Source organism: Bacillus sp. 3G2, from assembly GCF_044324725.1.
Lineage (GTDB): Bacteria > Bacillota > Bacilli > Bacillales > Bacillaceae_G > Bacillus_A > Bacillus_A mobilis.
Genome location: NZ_CP172246.1, coordinates 4902621 through 4917971, shown reverse-complemented (window position 1 = coordinate 4917971; position 15351 = coordinate 4902621). Strand labels below are relative to the sequence as shown.

At 37.6% G+C, this 15351-nt stretch carries 15 protein-coding genes; 10 read left to right on the top strand and 5 right to left on the bottom strand.

Going from position 1 to position 15351, the window contains the following annotated elements; genetic code table 11:
* Positions 1-10 precede the first annotated feature (10 nt).
* Positions 11-1096 carry a transcriptional regulator gene (locus ACHZK0_RS25410; RefSeq protein ID WP_262740477.1) on the top strand — a complete coding sequence of 362 codons (1086 nt, stop codon included), beginning with the start codon at positions 11-13 and terminating at the stop codon, positions 1094-1096.
* Positions 1097-1143: 47 nt separating this feature from the next.
* Here the strand turns inward: ACHZK0_RS25410 and ACHZK0_RS25405 are convergent, their stop codons facing one another.
* Positions 1144-2028, bottom strand: a complete 885-nt coding sequence (locus ACHZK0_RS25405) for a LysR family transcriptional regulator (RefSeq protein ID WP_395761003.1) — start codon at positions 2026-2028, stop codon at positions 1144-1146.
* Between the two features lie 135 nt (positions 2029-2163).
* Between ACHZK0_RS25405 and ACHZK0_RS25400 the strand changes: the two genes are divergently transcribed.
* The gene (locus tag ACHZK0_RS25400) at positions 2164-4164 is read left to right on the top strand and encodes a YhgE/Pip domain-containing protein (protein ID WP_262740479.1); all 2001 of its coding nucleotides are present in this window, start codon (positions 2164-2166) and stop codon (positions 4162-4164) included.
* Between the two features lie 40 nt (positions 4165-4204).
* Here the strand turns inward: ACHZK0_RS25400 and ACHZK0_RS25395 are convergent, their stop codons facing one another.
* From ACHZK0_RS25395 to ACHZK0_RS25385, 3 genes are all read right to left on the bottom strand, one after another.
* Complete coding sequence (locus ACHZK0_RS25395) at positions 4205-4585, bottom strand: VOC family protein (RefSeq protein ID WP_000609848.1); 381 nt, start codon at positions 4583-4585, stop codon at positions 4205-4207.
* Positions 4586-4627: 42 nt separating this feature from the next.
* Positions 4628-5785 carry an acyltransferase gene (locus tag ACHZK0_RS25390; protein ID WP_262740565.1) on the bottom strand — a complete coding sequence of 386 codons (1158 nt, stop codon included), beginning with the start codon at positions 5783-5785 and terminating at the stop codon, positions 4628-4630.
* A gap of 229 nt (positions 5786-6014) precedes the next feature.
* Complete coding sequence (locus tag ACHZK0_RS25385) at positions 6015-7232, bottom strand: dicarboxylate/amino acid:cation symporter (RefSeq protein ID WP_000649366.1); 1218 nt, start codon at positions 7230-7232, stop codon at positions 6015-6017.
* Positions 7233-7454: 222 nt separating this feature from the next.
* On the opposite strand from ACHZK0_RS25385, the gene ACHZK0_RS25380 reads away from it, so the two are divergent.
* The 8 genes from ACHZK0_RS25380 (at position 7455) to chbG (ending at position 13964) form a co-directional block, all read left to right on the top strand.
* On the top strand, positions 7455-7757 hold the full coding sequence (locus tag ACHZK0_RS25380; protein WP_262740481.1) for a PTS sugar transporter subunit IIB: 303 nt from the start codon (positions 7455-7457) through the stop codon (positions 7755-7757).
* Between the two features lie 14 nt (positions 7758-7771).
* Positions 7772-9073: a PTS cellobiose transporter subunit IIC gene (celB, locus tag ACHZK0_RS25375; RefSeq protein WP_061679348.1), complete on the top strand. Its 1302-nt coding sequence runs from the start codon at positions 7772-7774 to the stop codon at positions 9071-9073.
* A gap of 9 nt (positions 9074-9082) precedes the next feature.
* Positions 9083-9400 carry a PTS lactose/cellobiose transporter subunit IIA gene (locus tag ACHZK0_RS25370; RefSeq protein ID WP_073517121.1) on the top strand — a complete coding sequence of 106 codons (318 nt, stop codon included), beginning with the start codon at positions 9083-9085 and terminating at the stop codon, positions 9398-9400.
* 347 nt (positions 9401-9747) lie between these two features.
* Positions 9748-10050 (top strand): PTS sugar transporter subunit IIB, encoded by a 303-nt coding sequence (locus tag ACHZK0_RS25365; RefSeq protein WP_001023569.1) that lies wholly within the window; start codon positions 9748-9750, stop codon positions 10048-10050.
* Positions 10051-10067: 17 nt separating this feature from the next.
* A complete protein-coding gene (gene celB / locus ACHZK0_RS25360) occupies positions 10068-11375 on the top strand; it encodes a PTS cellobiose transporter subunit IIC (protein WP_262740482.1) in 1308 nt (435 codons plus the stop codon).
* A gap of 183 nt (positions 11376-11558) precedes the next feature.
* Positions 11559-11882: a PTS lactose/cellobiose transporter subunit IIA gene (locus tag ACHZK0_RS25355; RefSeq protein WP_000989050.1), complete on the top strand. Its 324-nt coding sequence runs from the start codon at positions 11559-11561 to the stop codon at positions 11880-11882.
* A 3-nt stretch (positions 11883-11885) separates the two neighbouring features.
* Positions 11886-13211, top strand: a complete 1326-nt coding sequence (gene celF, locus ACHZK0_RS25350; RefSeq protein ID WP_000145768.1) for a 6-phospho-beta-glucosidase — start codon at positions 11886-11888, stop codon at positions 13209-13211.
* A 48-nt stretch (positions 13212-13259) separates the two neighbouring features.
* Positions 13260-13964 carry a chitin disaccharide deacetylase gene (gene chbG / locus ACHZK0_RS25345; protein ID WP_395761002.1) on the top strand — a complete coding sequence of 235 codons (705 nt, stop codon included), beginning with the start codon at positions 13260-13262 and terminating at the stop codon, positions 13962-13964.
* Between the two features lie 41 nt (positions 13965-14005).
* Here chbG and ACHZK0_RS25340 read toward each other — a convergent pair whose 3' ends face one another.
* The gene (locus tag ACHZK0_RS25340; RefSeq protein WP_395761001.1) at positions 14006-15187 is read right to left on the bottom strand and encodes a chromate transporter; all 1182 of its coding nucleotides are present in this window, start codon (positions 15185-15187) and stop codon (positions 14006-14008) included.
* Between the last annotated feature and the right edge of the window lie 164 nt (positions 15188-15351).

Below are 15351 nucleotides of genomic sequence, written 5' to 3'. Positions count from 1 at the left end.
GGTGAAAAGATTGCGGAAACGTTTATATATAGGGATTGGAGTTATTCTCTTAATCGCTTTAGGCGGCATTGTATTTTGGGCGGCTATACAAGGAAACCGTACAGAACATTTTATTTTAAGGCATATGGTGAATGAAAATGGGACGCTTGCCACATATCGTTTAGCGGATACAAAGGCAGGAACGGGTGAAGCGAAAGGTCGTGAAGCTTTATCGGAATCAGCAGGACTATGGCTACAATATACACTCGATAAAGATGATCAAGCGTTATTCGATGAACAAGTTAAGGTTATTCAAAATAGCTTTGTACATAAGGATCACATTGTTATATGGAAAATCTCTGAAAAGGGAGAAATGCAGTCAGCTACAAATGCACTTATAGATGATCTTCGTATTATAGAACAATTATATCGTGCTTATGAAATGTATAAGGAAGAGCGTTATAAAAACTTGGCAGATCAATTGAGTGATGCTGTAATTCGTTATAATAAGAAAAATAATTATTACGTTGATTATTATGATGCAGATGCAGGGAAACAAAATAATTTTGCAACTACATCATACTTAAATCCGCACGCATTCTCGTATATGAAGAAGTACGGCAAAGTTTCTGCTGAGCAATATCAGGAAGTCGTTCAATTTTTAGCGGATTATCCAAGGCATGGCTGGGCATTCCCAAAAGAGTATAAAGAAGATGGTACATTTACGTACGATAAAGAAGTGAATCTTATTGATCAATCATACGTTGCATATCATCGAAGTTTAGGTGGTCTTTCATCAGATGCTTATTTGGAATTTATAAAGAAGAAATTCCAGGAGGATGGAAAGCTATACGGTCGTTACAATTTAGAAACGGGAAAACAAACTGTGAATTATGAATCGCCAGCCGCTTACGGACTAACGATTTTGTACGTACTACAAACAGGTGATAGAAAGTTTGCAAAGGAATTATATGATCATATGGCCACATTCCGAAATGACAACGTATTTAGTAGATATTACGGTGGATATGTAACAGGTGAAAATAACAATACGCATATTTTTGATAATGTTTTGCCGCTTTTAGCTGAAATAGAATTAGAGAAGAGTGAAAAATAAAAGGTGCCATCCTATGGGGATGGCACCTTTCATTTTTTGATATTATTTTACGTCCTAATATTGGAGAAGTAATCAATCACGAATTCACGGAATTGCTGGGCGGATTTCGATAAGTAACGTTTTTTTGACCAGCTTAAGCCAATTGTTCGCTTACAAACGGGTTCAATAATACGTAGCTTATTTAATGCTAAAGTAGAGTTTTTTAATAAAGTTAAACTTGGGACAAAAGCGATGCCGAGGCCTTGCTTAATAAGGTCGCTAATCACAGTTGGTTCATCTACTTCAAAAGCGATATGTGGAGTGAAGCCAGCTTCTTTACAAAATTCATCTGTTAAGTGCCGAAATCCGTAACCAGTGTTCATACTAATAAATGGTTCATCTTTTACCTCATGCAGATGGATACTTTTGCGTCCTGATAAACGATGACCTGAAGGGACGACTAAGAAAATTTCTTCTGTAATAAGTGGTTCCCACATAATTTCCTCGCCTTCAATTGGTACAGAAGAAATGCAAAAGTCAATTTCTATATTATTTAATTGTCGCTTCATAGAAGGCGTAGATGCGAGAAATTGTTGGAATCGAACGCTAGGATGCTCTAGTAAAAAAGAACCGAGTAGTTCTGGTAATATTCTCGGAATAGAAACTGCCAGTGTAATAGAGCTTTGTTGTAATTCAGCTAAATCTTTAATTTCTCGTTCGCCTTCACTTAATTCATGAAAAATGCGTTCTACTCGTTTTAAAAATACTTTTCCAAAAGAATTCAATGTAATCTGTCGACCTTGGCGATCAAATAACGGGACGCCTAAGTCCTTTTCTAATCTAGCGATTGTTTTGCTGAGCGAAGGTTGTGCGATATGCAATTCTTCAGCGGCTTTTGTCATATGTTCTACTCGTGCGACTGTCTGAAAGTATTTTAGTTGAAGAAGTTCCATTTTGACGCTCCTTTCTATAGACCAAAAGGAATGAATTGATAATTAAAGATGTATTATACAGTATGGAAATGGACGTGTATAGTAAATCTGTTAAACCATTGTAATGGTGTTAAATTAGGAGAAGGAGTATGTTTCATGAAGGGAATTCAACTTATATTTAAAGATTGGAAAGCGATGTGGCACCATAAACATGGACGTATCGCTTTAATTTTTTTATTGATCGTTCCTTTAATTTATTCAGGATTCTTTTTAGCTGGATATTGGGATCCATATGGAAAATTAGATAAATTACCTGTTGCGATTGTGAATTTAGATAAGGGTGCTGCGATGGATGAGAAAACAATTCATGCAGGAGATGATTTTGTAAAAAATTTAAAAGAGAATAAGGAACTGGCTTTTCATTTCGTATCAGAAAAAAATGCTGATGAAGGGCTGAAAGAAGATAAGTACTATATGGTTGTTACGATTCCAGAGGATTTCTCTAAAAAGGTAAGTACACTTATGGATGAGAAACCAGAGCCAGCGCAGCTTCAATACAAAGTGAATCCGGGTAAAAACTTTGTAGCAGCTCAAATTGGAACGACAGCTGTTGAAAATATGAAAACAAAAATTTCAAATAGTATTACGAAATCTTATACAGAAGGTGTCTTTTCAAAGTTTCAAGATTTAGCACAAGGGTTGAGTGATGCAAGTAATGGTGCTGAGAAGTTACATGAAGGAACGACAGATGCAAGAAACGGGGCAAATCAGCTTGCAGATGGTATTTATCGTTTAAGTGATGGGACATCAAAAGTGAAAGAGGGAAGTGAAAAACTTGCTGATAGCCAATCAGCCTTAACTGGTGGAGCAAACGAGCTGAGTCAAGGAGCGACCTCACTTCATAGTGGTATGGAATTGTTAGCACAAGGTGAAAAAACTTTACAATCAGGGGTTAGTGAATTAAGTGCTGGTACAAATGAATGGGTGAATGGAAGTGAGAAGCTTGCTGAAGGGCAAGTGAAAGCGGACAATGCAGCAAATAGTGTAAAACAACAACTAGAAGAGTACGTGAAAAGTCATCCAGAAGTGCAACAAGATCCTGCTTTTCAAAAAATCATTGCTACTTCTAATGGATTAGCTAAAGCGACAAACACTTTAAATAATAGCCAACAACAATTGACACAAGGTGCGCAGAAGATTGCGGATGGTCAGCATAAGGTTGAAGAAGGCATGAATACATTTGGAGTTAAGTTAAATGAAGCTACTACTGGAACGAAAAAGGTTGCAGATGGTGCGGGGAATTTAGCTGATGGATTTACGAAGTGGGGAATTGGATTTGCATCATTACAAGAAGGTGTAAATCAGCTTGCGAGTGGCGGAACAGAGTTAAATAACGGTGCTGGTAAGTTAACAAGTGGACTTGTTAAACTTGACGAGGGCGCGGAAGAACTTTCTACGAAATTGGGAGAGGGCGCAGGGAAGATAGCGGACGTTCGCAATAATGATGCACGCAATACGATGTTCTCAGAGCCGGTTCAATTAGTGAAGTCGACAGTTTCTGATGTGCCTAATTACGGTTCAGGTATTGCACCATATTTCTTATCACTTGCATTTTATGTTGGTGGAATTATGGCATCAAATATTTTACCTCTTGGTCGTAGACAAAATATGAAGGTAAGCGGAACGGTACATTTTATTAATAAACTAGGATTGGTATATGTAATTGGATTGATTCAAGCATTACTAGTAGATGTGGTTGTGCTAGGAGTTATGAACTTAGAAGTTGCAAGTGTGCCACTCTTTGTTTTATCAAGTATCGTTATTTCCTTTACGTTCATGACGTTTATTCTTATGTTAGTAACTGTATTTGGTCTTGTTGGAAAATTCTTAGCAGTAACGCTTCTCGTCTTGCAATTAGCGACGAGCGGGGGGACTTTCCCAGGAGAATTAAATATAGCTGTTCTTAGCAAAATTGGACAATTTCTTCCAATGTCCCATTCTCTTAGAGGGCTACAAGATGTGATTTCTTTAGGAGATTGGTCGCAATTACAAATACAAATTTTAATATTGTTATGCTATCTCGTTGTTGCTGGCGGAATTGCTTGGATCACGAGTCATATACAACATAAGGAAACGAATGCAGAACAAGTTTCTTAAAATGAAAGAAGCTATCCAATTTTTTCGGATAGCTTCTTTTTTATTTGCGTTCCATTACGGCAAAGTAATTATTTTCATGATCAGCAAAGTTGAATGCTCTACCTGTAGGTAAATCTACAACTTGTCCAACTGTAACGTTTTTCTCAGAAAGATCCTTATACAGTTGATCTAAGTTATTAGAGAAGAACATAAGTGAAGGCGTATTTAAGTTTAATTCAGGTTGCATCTTCGCAATTAACGCTTTATCGTGAAGGACGATGCTTGTGCCTCCTTCTTTCGTTGGTGCAATTTCAATCCAGCGAAAGCCTTGTCCGTTATTTTCTTCCGCAATAATTTGGAATCCTACTGTCTCAGTCCAAAATTGTACTGCTTCATCTTGATTATTTACATATAACATAATTTGTCCAATTTGATTAATCATAGGTGTGTCCTACTTTCTTTTCTTGTATGGAATTCTATTATATCAAAGATATGGTTTGAATACCTTTTCGTGATTTTTCCGAAGTACAATCTTAGCCCATTTCACATTTTTCGTAGGAGAAGGCCCTGTAATCCACGTATGCAACGGTAGTGTACTGCAAATGACCATGACTGAAATTGAGATTGTGGCCGTTATTATAAATAATAATAGGCTATATAATATTGTGTTTTCTTGTTGTGTGAATAAAGAAAGAAATTTTGTACATAGTTGTAAGAAGAAAAAATGAGCTAAATAAGCACCATACGTGTAATTCCCGATAAATCGTAAAGCTTTATATAAGAAACCGCGTCGCTGTACGATTGTAATAGACAGCACGTAAAGTATAATGATTTCGCATACGATATATAAAAACATAGACGGTTTTAAATAAGTCGAAACGGTTAAATGAATAGAGTTTGCTCCGTAAAAACTAAATAACTCATAATTGATGAATAAAAATAAGATGAAAAATAATATTGTGATAAGCGGGATATGTTTCATGACAAATGTACGCCACGCTTTTAGTGCGACAGCAGCGATTCCTCCCATGACGAAATAGAATGAGTAGAAGAAGAAGGAACGATCTGTATAATGTAAAATGGTGGAGCTAGTCAATTTCTCTCCATTAAAAATGTAGTGAGAAGAATACCACATTAAGAGGAAATATAGAGAAGCAAAGATGGTCATATATTTATATATGTCTTTTTTATTTTCTGTTCGTTTTTGAAACCAATAAAATAGTGTACATAGTAAAGGGAACAATAAGTGAATTTGGAACATCATAATCACGTACCAAAGATGGGGTGCGGCTGTTCCGAGTAATAAACTTTTTATTCCACTTTGTAGTGTAATCATATCGCTTGTTGTTAATAAGTAAAGAATAGACCAGAAGAAATAAGGAATGAGTAAATGTGCGGCTTTTTCATAAATATATTCTGTGTAGGCTAGTTGCTTCTTATATTGCCGAATTAAGTGAAAGCCGACAATAAATATGAATGCAGGTGCTGAAAATTTCGCGAGATTAAATAGCATGCCCATAATGAGGGATTGCTCAAGCAAGACATTTCCTTGATTCATTGTATATAATAAGGAACTTTGCAAAACAACAGCAAGGAATGCGATGCTTTGCAAAACTTTAAATTCTGGTGCGCTTTGTGTCATCATGTCCATCTCCTTTTCCATACATGATTATAGTACGGAGAATGGATGATGGATGTGGAATATTTGTGAAGATTATAACAAATTTGTGGCGGAATGGATTATATCGACGATTTTTTGGATATATCTATTGTAAATTCAAATATATCAACGTTTCGACAAGGGATATCGACTTATCAACAAATAAAGACAAAAAGAGGATGCTCCAAACGAGCATCCTCTTTCTATTTTATTAAGCAAATTTATTTTTGATCCAGTTCTTACCTTCTACAAGGCGAGCTGTCATTACGGCACAAGCGTTATCTGCTGTTACGTTTAACATCGTTGCAGGTGGATCAATGATAGTACTAATTGCTGCGATAATTGGTAATGCTTCTGGCGGGAAGCCGTATAGAGAAACGATTAACATTTCACCAATCATACCGCCGCCTGGAATAGCGCCCATTACTGTTCCTACTAATAGAGAAACAACAAGTGCGATTGCTAATGTTTTCGGTCCTTCGAATTCCATGTTAAAAATACCGAATAAGAAAGCAATTTTTAATACGCCGCCTAAAACAGATCCGTCTTTATGAAGTGTAGATCCAAGCAGGACAACTGTTTCACGAACGTCAGAAGAGATACCCATTTTTTTCGTTGCTTCCAAGTTCGCTGGAATACTAGCAGCACTACTACAAGTTGCTAGTGATGTAACTGTAGGGGATACCATGTTCTTCCAAAATACTTGTACACCTTGTTTACGACCTGCAAGGTATGCATAGAACGTGAAGAATACAAAGAAGTAAATTAGAGACGCTGGATAGTATACCATTGCTGCTCGGAAGTAAGTTCCAAGAAGTTGTGGTCCGAATTCACCAACTAATGCTGCAAAGTAAGCAGCAAGTCCGATTGGAGCGTAGTACATAATGAAAGATACAACTTTCATTGAAATTTCTGCACCAGCTTGTAAGAATGTAGCGAATGGCTTTCCTTTTTCACCAACTGCTGAAGTTGCAACCCCCATTAAAATAGAGAAGAAAATAAGAGCTAACATATTTTCACGAGATAGTAACTTCGAGAAATCGGATACTGTTATAATACCAACAATTTGATCCGCAACACTAACTGCTTTTTCAGCTTTATCAGGCTGCGTTAGTTCTAATACAACACCTTGTGCTGGCGGGAATACTTTCACGACAATAATCATAAAAATAGCAGCTAAAATACTTGTAAATAAGAAAGTCCCAGCCATACTAGACATAATTTTACCGAAACGTTTTAATCCATCCATATTAGCAATAGATGACGCGATGCTAAAGAACACTAGAGGTACAACAATCGTAAACATTAAGTTTAAGAAAATGTCACCAAGCGGCTTTAAAGCAACTGCATCGGCACCCATGAAATAACCAATGAAACCACCAATTAGGATAGAAGATAATAAAATAAGTGGAAAGCGATATGCCTTCATAAATATATCCTCCTATCAATAAAAAAATCATACTGAATTATTATAGCGAGTTAGAGTCCCCTTTACTAGGAGAATAATGATAGATGGAATAGCGTGAAAATCGAGAAATTTTTGTTTTTAAGCTCGGCATACAGCAGGAAATCTAGACATATATATTTGTAACCTAGTGGTGGCAAAGGATGCACCGTAACTTAGGTTTGGAAAAAGGGGGAGGGAAAAGGGATGAATATTTTACTTTGCTGTGCAGCGGGAATGTCTTCCAGTTTAATTGTTACTAAAATGGAGAAAGCAGCAGAGGCAAAAGGGATTGATGTAAAGATTTGGGCAGTATCAGGTTCTGAAGTAAATAGTCACATAGATGAAGCTGATGTACTTTTACTTGGACCGCAAGTACGTTATTTATTACCGAAAATGAAAGAGTTATGTAAGGAGAAGGGAGTCCCTGTTGATGTCATTCAATCCGTCCATTACGGGCTTTGTAATGGAGAAGCTATCTTGCAAGCAGCTTTGTTAATGAAACCATGAGGAGAGTGGGATAGATGATACGGTTTTTAGAGAAATATGTAATGCCAGTAGCAGGGAAGGTTGCAGAGCAGAGGCATTTGCAAGCAATTCGTGATGGAATTATTTTGACGATGCCTTTCTTAATTATTGGATCATTTTTCCTTATCATTAGTGCGCTACCAATACCAGGGTATAATGATTTTATGGCAGGTTTGTTTGGGGAGAATTGGCAAAGGGCTTTGGGGTATCCAGTTAGTGCAACTTTTAATATAATGGCTTTAATAGCTGTTTTTGGAATCGCTTACAGGCTTGGGGAATATTATAAAGTGGATGCTTTAGCATCTGGGGCATTGTCGCTTGTGACATTTTTACTTGCAACTCCCTTTCAAGTTGCATATATTGTTCCGGGTACGAAAGAAAGTATACTGGTAGATGGAGTAATTCCAGCGGCATTAATGGGAAGCCAAGGTTTATTTGTAGCGATGATTATTGCAATTATATCTACTGAAATATACCGATTTATTGTGCAGAAAAAGATGATTATAAAGATGCCTGAGACAGTTCCACCAGCAGTAACGCGTTCATTTGCAGCACTTATTCCGGGGTTTATTGTTGTGACAGTTGTTTGGATCATTAGATTAATCTTTGAACACACGACTTTCGGTAGTATTCATAATGTTGTAGGGAAGCTTTTGCAAGAGCCGCTTAGTATACTGGGGGCTAGTCTTTGGGGTGCAGTAATTGCAGTTATCATTGTCCATGTCCTTTGGGCGTGCGGAATTCATGGTGCTGCAATTGTTGGTGGTGTAATGAGCCCGATTTGGTTATCGTTAATGGATCAAAACCGAGTTGCTTTTCAAGCGGGTCAAGATGTACCGAATACGATTACCGCACAGTTTTTTGATTTATGGATTTATATGGGCGGTTCTGGTGCGACATTAGCTTTAGTTGTCGGAATGTTATTGTTTGCGCGAAGTCAGCAATTAAAAAGTATAGGTCGGTTGTCGATTGCACCGGGTATATTCAACATTAATGAAATGGTAACTTTCGGTATGCCAATTGTCATGAACCCATTGTTACTAATTCCATTTATAGTGGTTCCGGTTGTATTAACGATTGTTTCTTACTTTGCGATGGAATGGGGGCTAGTTGCCCGTCCGAGCGGAGCTGCTGTACCTTGGACGACACCGATTCTGTTTAGTGGATATTTAGGATCAGGCGGGAAAATTTCAGGTGTTATTTTGCAACTCGTTAACTTTGCACTAGCATTCTTCATTTATTTACCGTTCTTAAAAATATGGGATAAACAAAAGTTAGCGGAAGAAAAGGGGGAGTAAAGAACTAAAATGGATACGATAGAAACGAAGGCTTTTCATTTAATTTTGCATGGGGGAAATGCACGAAGTTGTTCAATGGAAGCAATTGATTGCGCAAAGCGTGGAGAATTTACAGAAGCAGAAGCGAAATTACAAGAAGCGTTAGAGGAATTAAAAGAGGCGCACCGTGTACAAACGGAGCTCATACAGAAAGAAGCTGCTGGTGAAAAGACCGAAGTTACCCTTCTGATGGTGCACGCGCAAGATCATTTAATGAATGCGATTACGGTGAAGGAATTAGCGAGTGAATTTGTAGAATTATATAGGAAGATGTCAGTATCGGAATGAACCTTGCGTATGCAAGGTTTTTTTATTTCAGTAAATAGTGGGTAAAAATAATAAATTATTGTTCGCTAAAAAATTTATTTAGTGTATTTTTTGTTTTAAACACAACTAGACAACTAAACACTAATCTATTTTCATACAGTTATGTGTTAAAAGCGTGTTGTTTTATAACACACTGTGTGTTTTTTAGGTGACACACTAATTGAAAGCGTTAACACACAAAGAAAACAGTCGAAAAAGTGCTGATTTTAGTGGTTTTAAAAAGTTGGCACGCTAATTGCATTAATAAATAGCGTAAAGAAAAATAAATAAAACATAAATTTTTTATACTACACAAGGGGGATTTTCAAATGAATATTTTATTATGTTGCTCAGCAGGGATGTCTACAAGTTTACTAGTTACAAAAATGGAAGCGGCTGCAAAAGCTCGCGGTCTAGAAGGAAAGATTTGGGCTGTATCTGGGGATGCAGTAAAAACAAATATCGATCAAGCAGATGTATTATTACTAGGACCACAAGTTCGTTACATGCTTTCTTCAATGAAAACGCTTGCTGATGAGAGAAATGTTGGAATTGATGTTATTAATCCAATGCACTACGGCATGATGAATGGAGAAGCAGTTTTAGATCACGCATTAACACTTAAAAAATAATTAGGGGGGAAGACGAAATGCAAAAATTTATTGCATTTATGGAGAAGTATATTGTTCCTGTCGCTGGTAAAATCGGATCGCAACGTCACTTAGCTGCGATCCGTGATGGATTTATTGCAGTTATGCCACTTATTTTAGTTGGTGCACTGGCATCACTAATTAATGGTTTTCCGTCTGAAGTTTTCCAAGATTTCATGAAAGGTTTGTTTGGTGAAACGTGGAAACAAGTTGGCGGTGGAATGTGGACTGGTTCTTTCGCAATTCTAGCACTAATCATAGCATTTACAACAAGTTATAACTTAGCAAAATCTTACGGCGTTGATGGTTTGTCAGCAGGTATTATTTCATTTGGTGCGTTAATTATTCTTACGCCAACAACACCGAAAGAAGGCGGATTGAACTTAGCTTGGACAGGTGCACAAGGGCTATTCGTAGCAATTATCGTAGCACTTCTTGTTACTGAGGTATTCCGTTTCTTTGTACAAAGAAACATTACGTTTAAAATGCCTGATGGAGTACCACCAGCAGTTTTAAGATCTTTCGCAGCTATAGTTCCAGCATTTGTTATCTTAACAGTAGTTGCAGGTATTCAATTAGCGGTGAAATTATCTGGTACAAGTGTTCATGAATTTATCTTTAATACGATTCAATCACCACTGCAAAGTTTAGCAGGGACATTACCAAGTGCAATTGTCATTGTAATCCTTGTTCATCTTCTTTGGTTCTTCGGTTTACATGGGCCAAATATCGTTGGTGGTATTATTGAGCCATTATACTTACCGGCATTAGAGAAAAATATGAAGTTATTCCAAGGTGGTACATCTGCATTTGATGTTCCAAATATTATTACAAAACCATTCTTTGATACTTTCGTATATCTTGGTGGTTCTGGTGCAACATTAGCATTCTTAGTAGTGGTATTACTTGTAGCAAAAAGTGCACAATTACGCGGTGTATCTCGCTTATCAATTGGACCTGGTGCATTTAACATTAACGAACCAGTAATCTTTGGTACACCAATTATTTTAAATCCGATTTTATTCTTACCGTTTATCGTAACACCAATTGTATTAGTAATTACTTCCTATACAGCTATATCTATTGGATGGGTACCAAAAACAGTTGTGATGATTCCATGGGCAACACCACCAATTATTAGTGGTTATCTTGTAACAGGTGGACATCTTTCAGGTGCAATTCTACAGTTATTCAACTTTGTAATTGCGATGGTAATCTACTATCCATTCGTTGTATTATGCGACCGTTCTGTTGTTCGTACTGAAAAAGCAGCAGCACAAGGAAATAATAACTCTGTACCTATGTAACATAGTAATTGTTCTCACAGATAACATTATCTGTGAGAACAATCACCTTTATATCATGTTCAAAAAGATGAGACCCATCTAGAAGAACACCAAACTATCATTCATAAATTAATATTTTAATAGAAATGTTCAAACTGAAGGGGTATTTCAATCGGTTGAACCATAATAGAGAGGGCGGTAATTATGATGACTACAGCAGAACAAATTCCATTCCAATTAATTTTAAATAGTGGTAATGCACGAAGCTTTGCAATGGAGGCACTTCAATTTGCCAAACAGGGGAAAATGGCAGAGGCTGATGAAGCGATGGTAAAGGCGAAAGAAGCGATTAATGAAGCGCATCATTTCCAAACAGAGCTCATACAATCAGAAGCAAGAGGAGAAAAAACAGAGATTAGTGTTCTTTTGATTCATGCACAGGATCATTTAATGAATGCGATTACAGTAAAAGAGTTAGCAGCAGAATTTATTGACCTTTATAAAAAGTTAGAAGCGAAAGGGGAATAAAGCATGACTGGAATTAAAATTGCTACAATCGGCGGTGGATCTAGTTATACACCAGAGTTAATTGAAGGATTTATTAAGCGTTATGATGAGCTTCCTGTTCGTGAAATTTGGTTAGTAGATATTGAGGCAGGAAAAGAAAAGTTAGAAATCGTTGGTAACTTAGCGAAACGTATGGTGAAAAAATCTGGTTTACCAATCGAGGTACATTTAACACTTGATCGCCGTGAAGCATTAAAAGGTGCTGACTTCGTAACAACGCAGCTTCGCGTAGGTTTATTAGAAGCTCGTGCAAAAGATGAAGCAATCCCGTTAAAATATGATGTAATCGGTCAGGAAACGAATGGTCCTGGTGGCTTATTCAAAGCGCTGAGAACGATTCCTGTTATTTTAGATATTTGTAAGGATATGGAGGAGCTTTGTCCAAATGCATGGTTAATTAACTTCGCGAACCCAGCAGGTATGGTAACAGAAGCTGTCCTTCGTTATACAAATATTCAAAGAGTAGTTGGTCTATGTAACGTTCCAATCGGAATCCGCATGGGTCTTGCAAGATTACTTGAAGTAGATGCAAGTCGCGTCCACGTTGATTTCGCAGGTTTAAATCATATGGTATACGGACTAGATGTATACTTGGATGGCGTAAGTGTAATGGATCGTGTGTTAGAGCTTGTAACAGATCCAGAAAAGCAAATTACGATGGAAAATATTGCAGCGCTTAACTGGGAGCCAGACTTTATTCGCGGCCTTCGTGCAATTCCATGTCCATACCATCGTTATTACTACAAAACACGTGAAATGTTAGAAGAAGAGAAAGAAGCTTCAGTTGAAAAAGGTACACGTGCAGAAGTAGTAAAACAATTAGAAGATGATTTATTCGAGTTATATAAAGACCCGAACTTAGATATTAAACCACCACAATTAGAAAAACGTGGCGGCGCTTATTATAGTGACGCAGCATGTAGTTTAATTACGTCTATTTACAATAATAAAGGTGATATCCAGCCTGTTAATACACGAAACAACGGAACAATTGCAAGCTTACCACATGATTCGGCTGTTGAAGTGAACTGTATTATTACGAAAGAAGGTCCAAAACCAATTGCAGTTGGAGATCTTCCCGTACCAGTTCGCGGTTTAGTACAGCAAATTAAATCATTTGAGCGCACAACAATTGAAGCTGCTGTTACAGGGGATTATCATAAAGCGCTGCTTGCTATGACAATTAATCCACTTGTACCATCAGATAAAGTTGCAAAACAAATTTTAGATGAAATGTTGGAAGCGCATAAAGAATATCTTCCACAGTTCTTCAAAAAGGTAGAAAAATAAAGCGGCGCTATTTAGCCCGCTTTTTTTATTCTATTAGGAGGTATTACGATGATTAAGTTAATTGTAAATGCAGATGATTTCGGTCTTACAGAAGGTACAAATTACGGCATTATTGATGGGCATATAAATGGACTTGTAAATTCAACGACGATGATGATGAATATGCCAGGGACAGAGCATGCGGTACGCTTAGCGAAAGAGCATAACCTACTCGGAGTAGGCGTACATCTCGTATTAACAGCAGGGAAACCACTTCTTGGAGATGTACCATCACTTGTAAGTAGCGATGGATTGTTTCATAAACAAAGCGTCGTATGGAAAGGGAATATAAATCCAGAAGAAGTTGAGAGAGAGTGGACTGCTCAAATTGAGAAATTCCTATCTTATGGATTAACGCCAACTCATTTAGATAGTCATCACCACGTGCATGGATTACCAATTTTGCACGATGTTCTTGAGAGATTAGCGACTACATATAATGTTCCGATTCGTCGTTGTGAGAAAGAGCGAGCAGTGCGCCCATTTTCAGATGTGTTTTACAGTGACTTTTACGCGGATGGTGTGACGGAAGATTACTTTGTGAAGTTAAAAGAAAGAGTACAAGGTGAGCAAACGGTAGAAATTATGGTTCATCCAGCTTATATTGATCCAGAGCTTGTGAAGCGTTCTTCTTACGTAATGGATCGTGTGAAAGAATTGCGTATTTTAACGGAGAGCGAGTTGCCTGAAGGAATAGAACTTGTGAAGTTTTAATAGAAAAACGACGGCTATATAATGCCGTCGTTTTTTTGCGCTTACAAGATGGATAGAATATATCCGCCGAAGGCTCCGAGTATAACGATAACCCAAGGTGGTGTTTTCCAAAAAGCGAGCAAGCAAAATAGAAGAGACGCAAAAACAAAATCTACAGCGTTCATAATTGTGCTTGTCCAAATAGGATCATAAAAAGCTGCTAATAAAATACCGACAACGGCTGCATTGACTCCAAGTAGTGCGCCTTGTATGTAAGAGATTTTTCTCATACTGTCCCAAAATGGTAAAACACCAATAACGAGCAAGAAAGCAGGAAGAAAGATCGCAATTGTTGCGAGTATGGCCCCAAGCGCCCCGTTTAACACTGCTCCTATATAAGAGGCGAATGTAAATAGTGGACCTGGTACGGCTTGTGTTAATCCGTATCCAGCTAGGAATTGTTCTTTTGTCAGCATTCCGTTTTGTATGAACTCCCCTTCAAGAAGGGGCAGCACGACGTGTCCGCCTCCAAATACAAGTGCACCAGAGCGATAGAAACTGTCAAATAAAGCGATGTAATAAGAGAAAGGTCTTAATATTGGTAGCACTATTAATAGTCCGAAGAATAAGACGAGACAAGAGACTGCTATCGTTTTTGAAATAGGTACTTTTATATTTTGAGATTGGCTAATTGGTTGGTTACGATATAAAAACCAACCGATAAAGCCCGATATTATAATGAGGATGACTTGTGTCCAGCTACTTGGCCATAATAAGGCGATTGCCGCAGTTACAATTGCAATCGTCGCACGATTTCGGTCTGGCGTTAACTTTTGCGCCATTCCCCATATGGCATGAGCGACAATGGCGACTGCTACAAGTTTTAGCCCGTGAATCCAGCCAGTACTTCCAAGATCAAACTGATTCAGGAACGAGGCGAAGAAAGCTAAAACAAGCACAGACGGTAAAGTGAATCCGATCCATGAAATAATAGCTCCTAATACCCCGCCCCTTAATAATCCAATCCCCATACCGACTTGACTGCTAGCAGGACCGGGAAGGAATTGGCACAGTGCTACTAAATCTCCATAGCTTCTCTCATCCATCCATTTTCTTTTTTGTATGTATTCATGGTGGAAATAGCCAAGATGGGCGACAGGACCACCAAATGAAGTAAGTCCTAATTTAAATGAGACGAGAAAAATCTCTAATAATGTGCGAAAAGTGTATTTGTTATTTTTCAAAATGACCTCCGAGAATGTTTTCCTAAGTGCATTATACAAGAGGTAGTAAAGCAAAAGGAACGATTCTAATGTAAAGATTGTGTGAATCTTTTCTTCGTAATTAAAACTTGAAAAAGTCATAAATGATTATGTATAAACCATAAAGTAGTAGAAGTAGTGCTGGG

What these genes read in the sequence shown, in the direction of transcription:
- ACHZK0_RS25385 (WP_000649366.1), bottom strand. Translation starts at nt 7,232, where the DNA reads ATGAAGGCATATCGCTTTCCACTTATTTTATTATCTTCTATCCTAATT.
- ACHZK0_RS25365 (WP_001023569.1), top strand. Translation starts at nt 9,748, where the DNA reads ATGAATATTTTATTATGTTGCTCAGCAGGGATGTCTACAAGTTTACTA.
- ACHZK0_RS25400 (WP_262740479.1), top strand. Translation starts at nt 2,164, where the DNA reads ATGAAGGGAATTCAACTTATATTTAAAGATTGGAAAGCGATGTGGCAC.
- celB (WP_061679348.1), top strand. Translation starts at nt 7,772, where the DNA reads ATGATACGGTTTTTAGAGAAATATGTAATGCCAGTAGCAGGGAAGGTT.
- celB (WP_262740482.1), top strand. Translation starts at nt 10,068, where the DNA reads ATGCAAAAATTTATTGCATTTATGGAGAAGTATATTGTTCCTGTCGCT.
- ACHZK0_RS25380 (WP_262740481.1), top strand. Translation starts at nt 7,455, where the DNA reads ATGAATATTTTACTTTGCTGTGCAGCGGGAATGTCTTCCAGTTTAATT.
- ACHZK0_RS25390 (WP_262740565.1), bottom strand. Translation starts at nt 5,785, where the DNA reads ATGACACAAAGCGCACCAGAATTTAAAGTTTTGCAAAGCATCGCATTC.
- chbG (WP_395761002.1), top strand. Translation starts at nt 13,260, where the DNA reads ATGATTAAGTTAATTGTAAATGCAGATGATTTCGGTCTTACAGAAGGT.
- ACHZK0_RS25370 (WP_073517121.1), top strand. Translation starts at nt 9,083, where the DNA reads ATGGATACGATAGAAACGAAGGCTTTTCATTTAATTTTGCATGGGGGA.
- ACHZK0_RS25355 (WP_000989050.1), top strand. Translation starts at nt 11,559, where the DNA reads ATGATGACTACAGCAGAACAAATTCCATTCCAATTAATTTTAAATAGT.
- ACHZK0_RS25395 (WP_000609848.1), bottom strand. Translation starts at nt 4,585, where the DNA reads ATGATTAATCAAATTGGACAAATTATGTTATATGTAAATAATCAAGAT.
- celF (WP_000145768.1), top strand. Translation starts at nt 11,886, where the DNA reads ATGACTGGAATTAAAATTGCTACAATCGGCGGTGGATCTAGTTATACA.
- ACHZK0_RS25405 (WP_395761003.1), bottom strand. Translation starts at nt 2,028, where the DNA reads ATGGAACTTCTTCAACTAAAATACTTTCAGACAGTCGCACGAGTAGAA.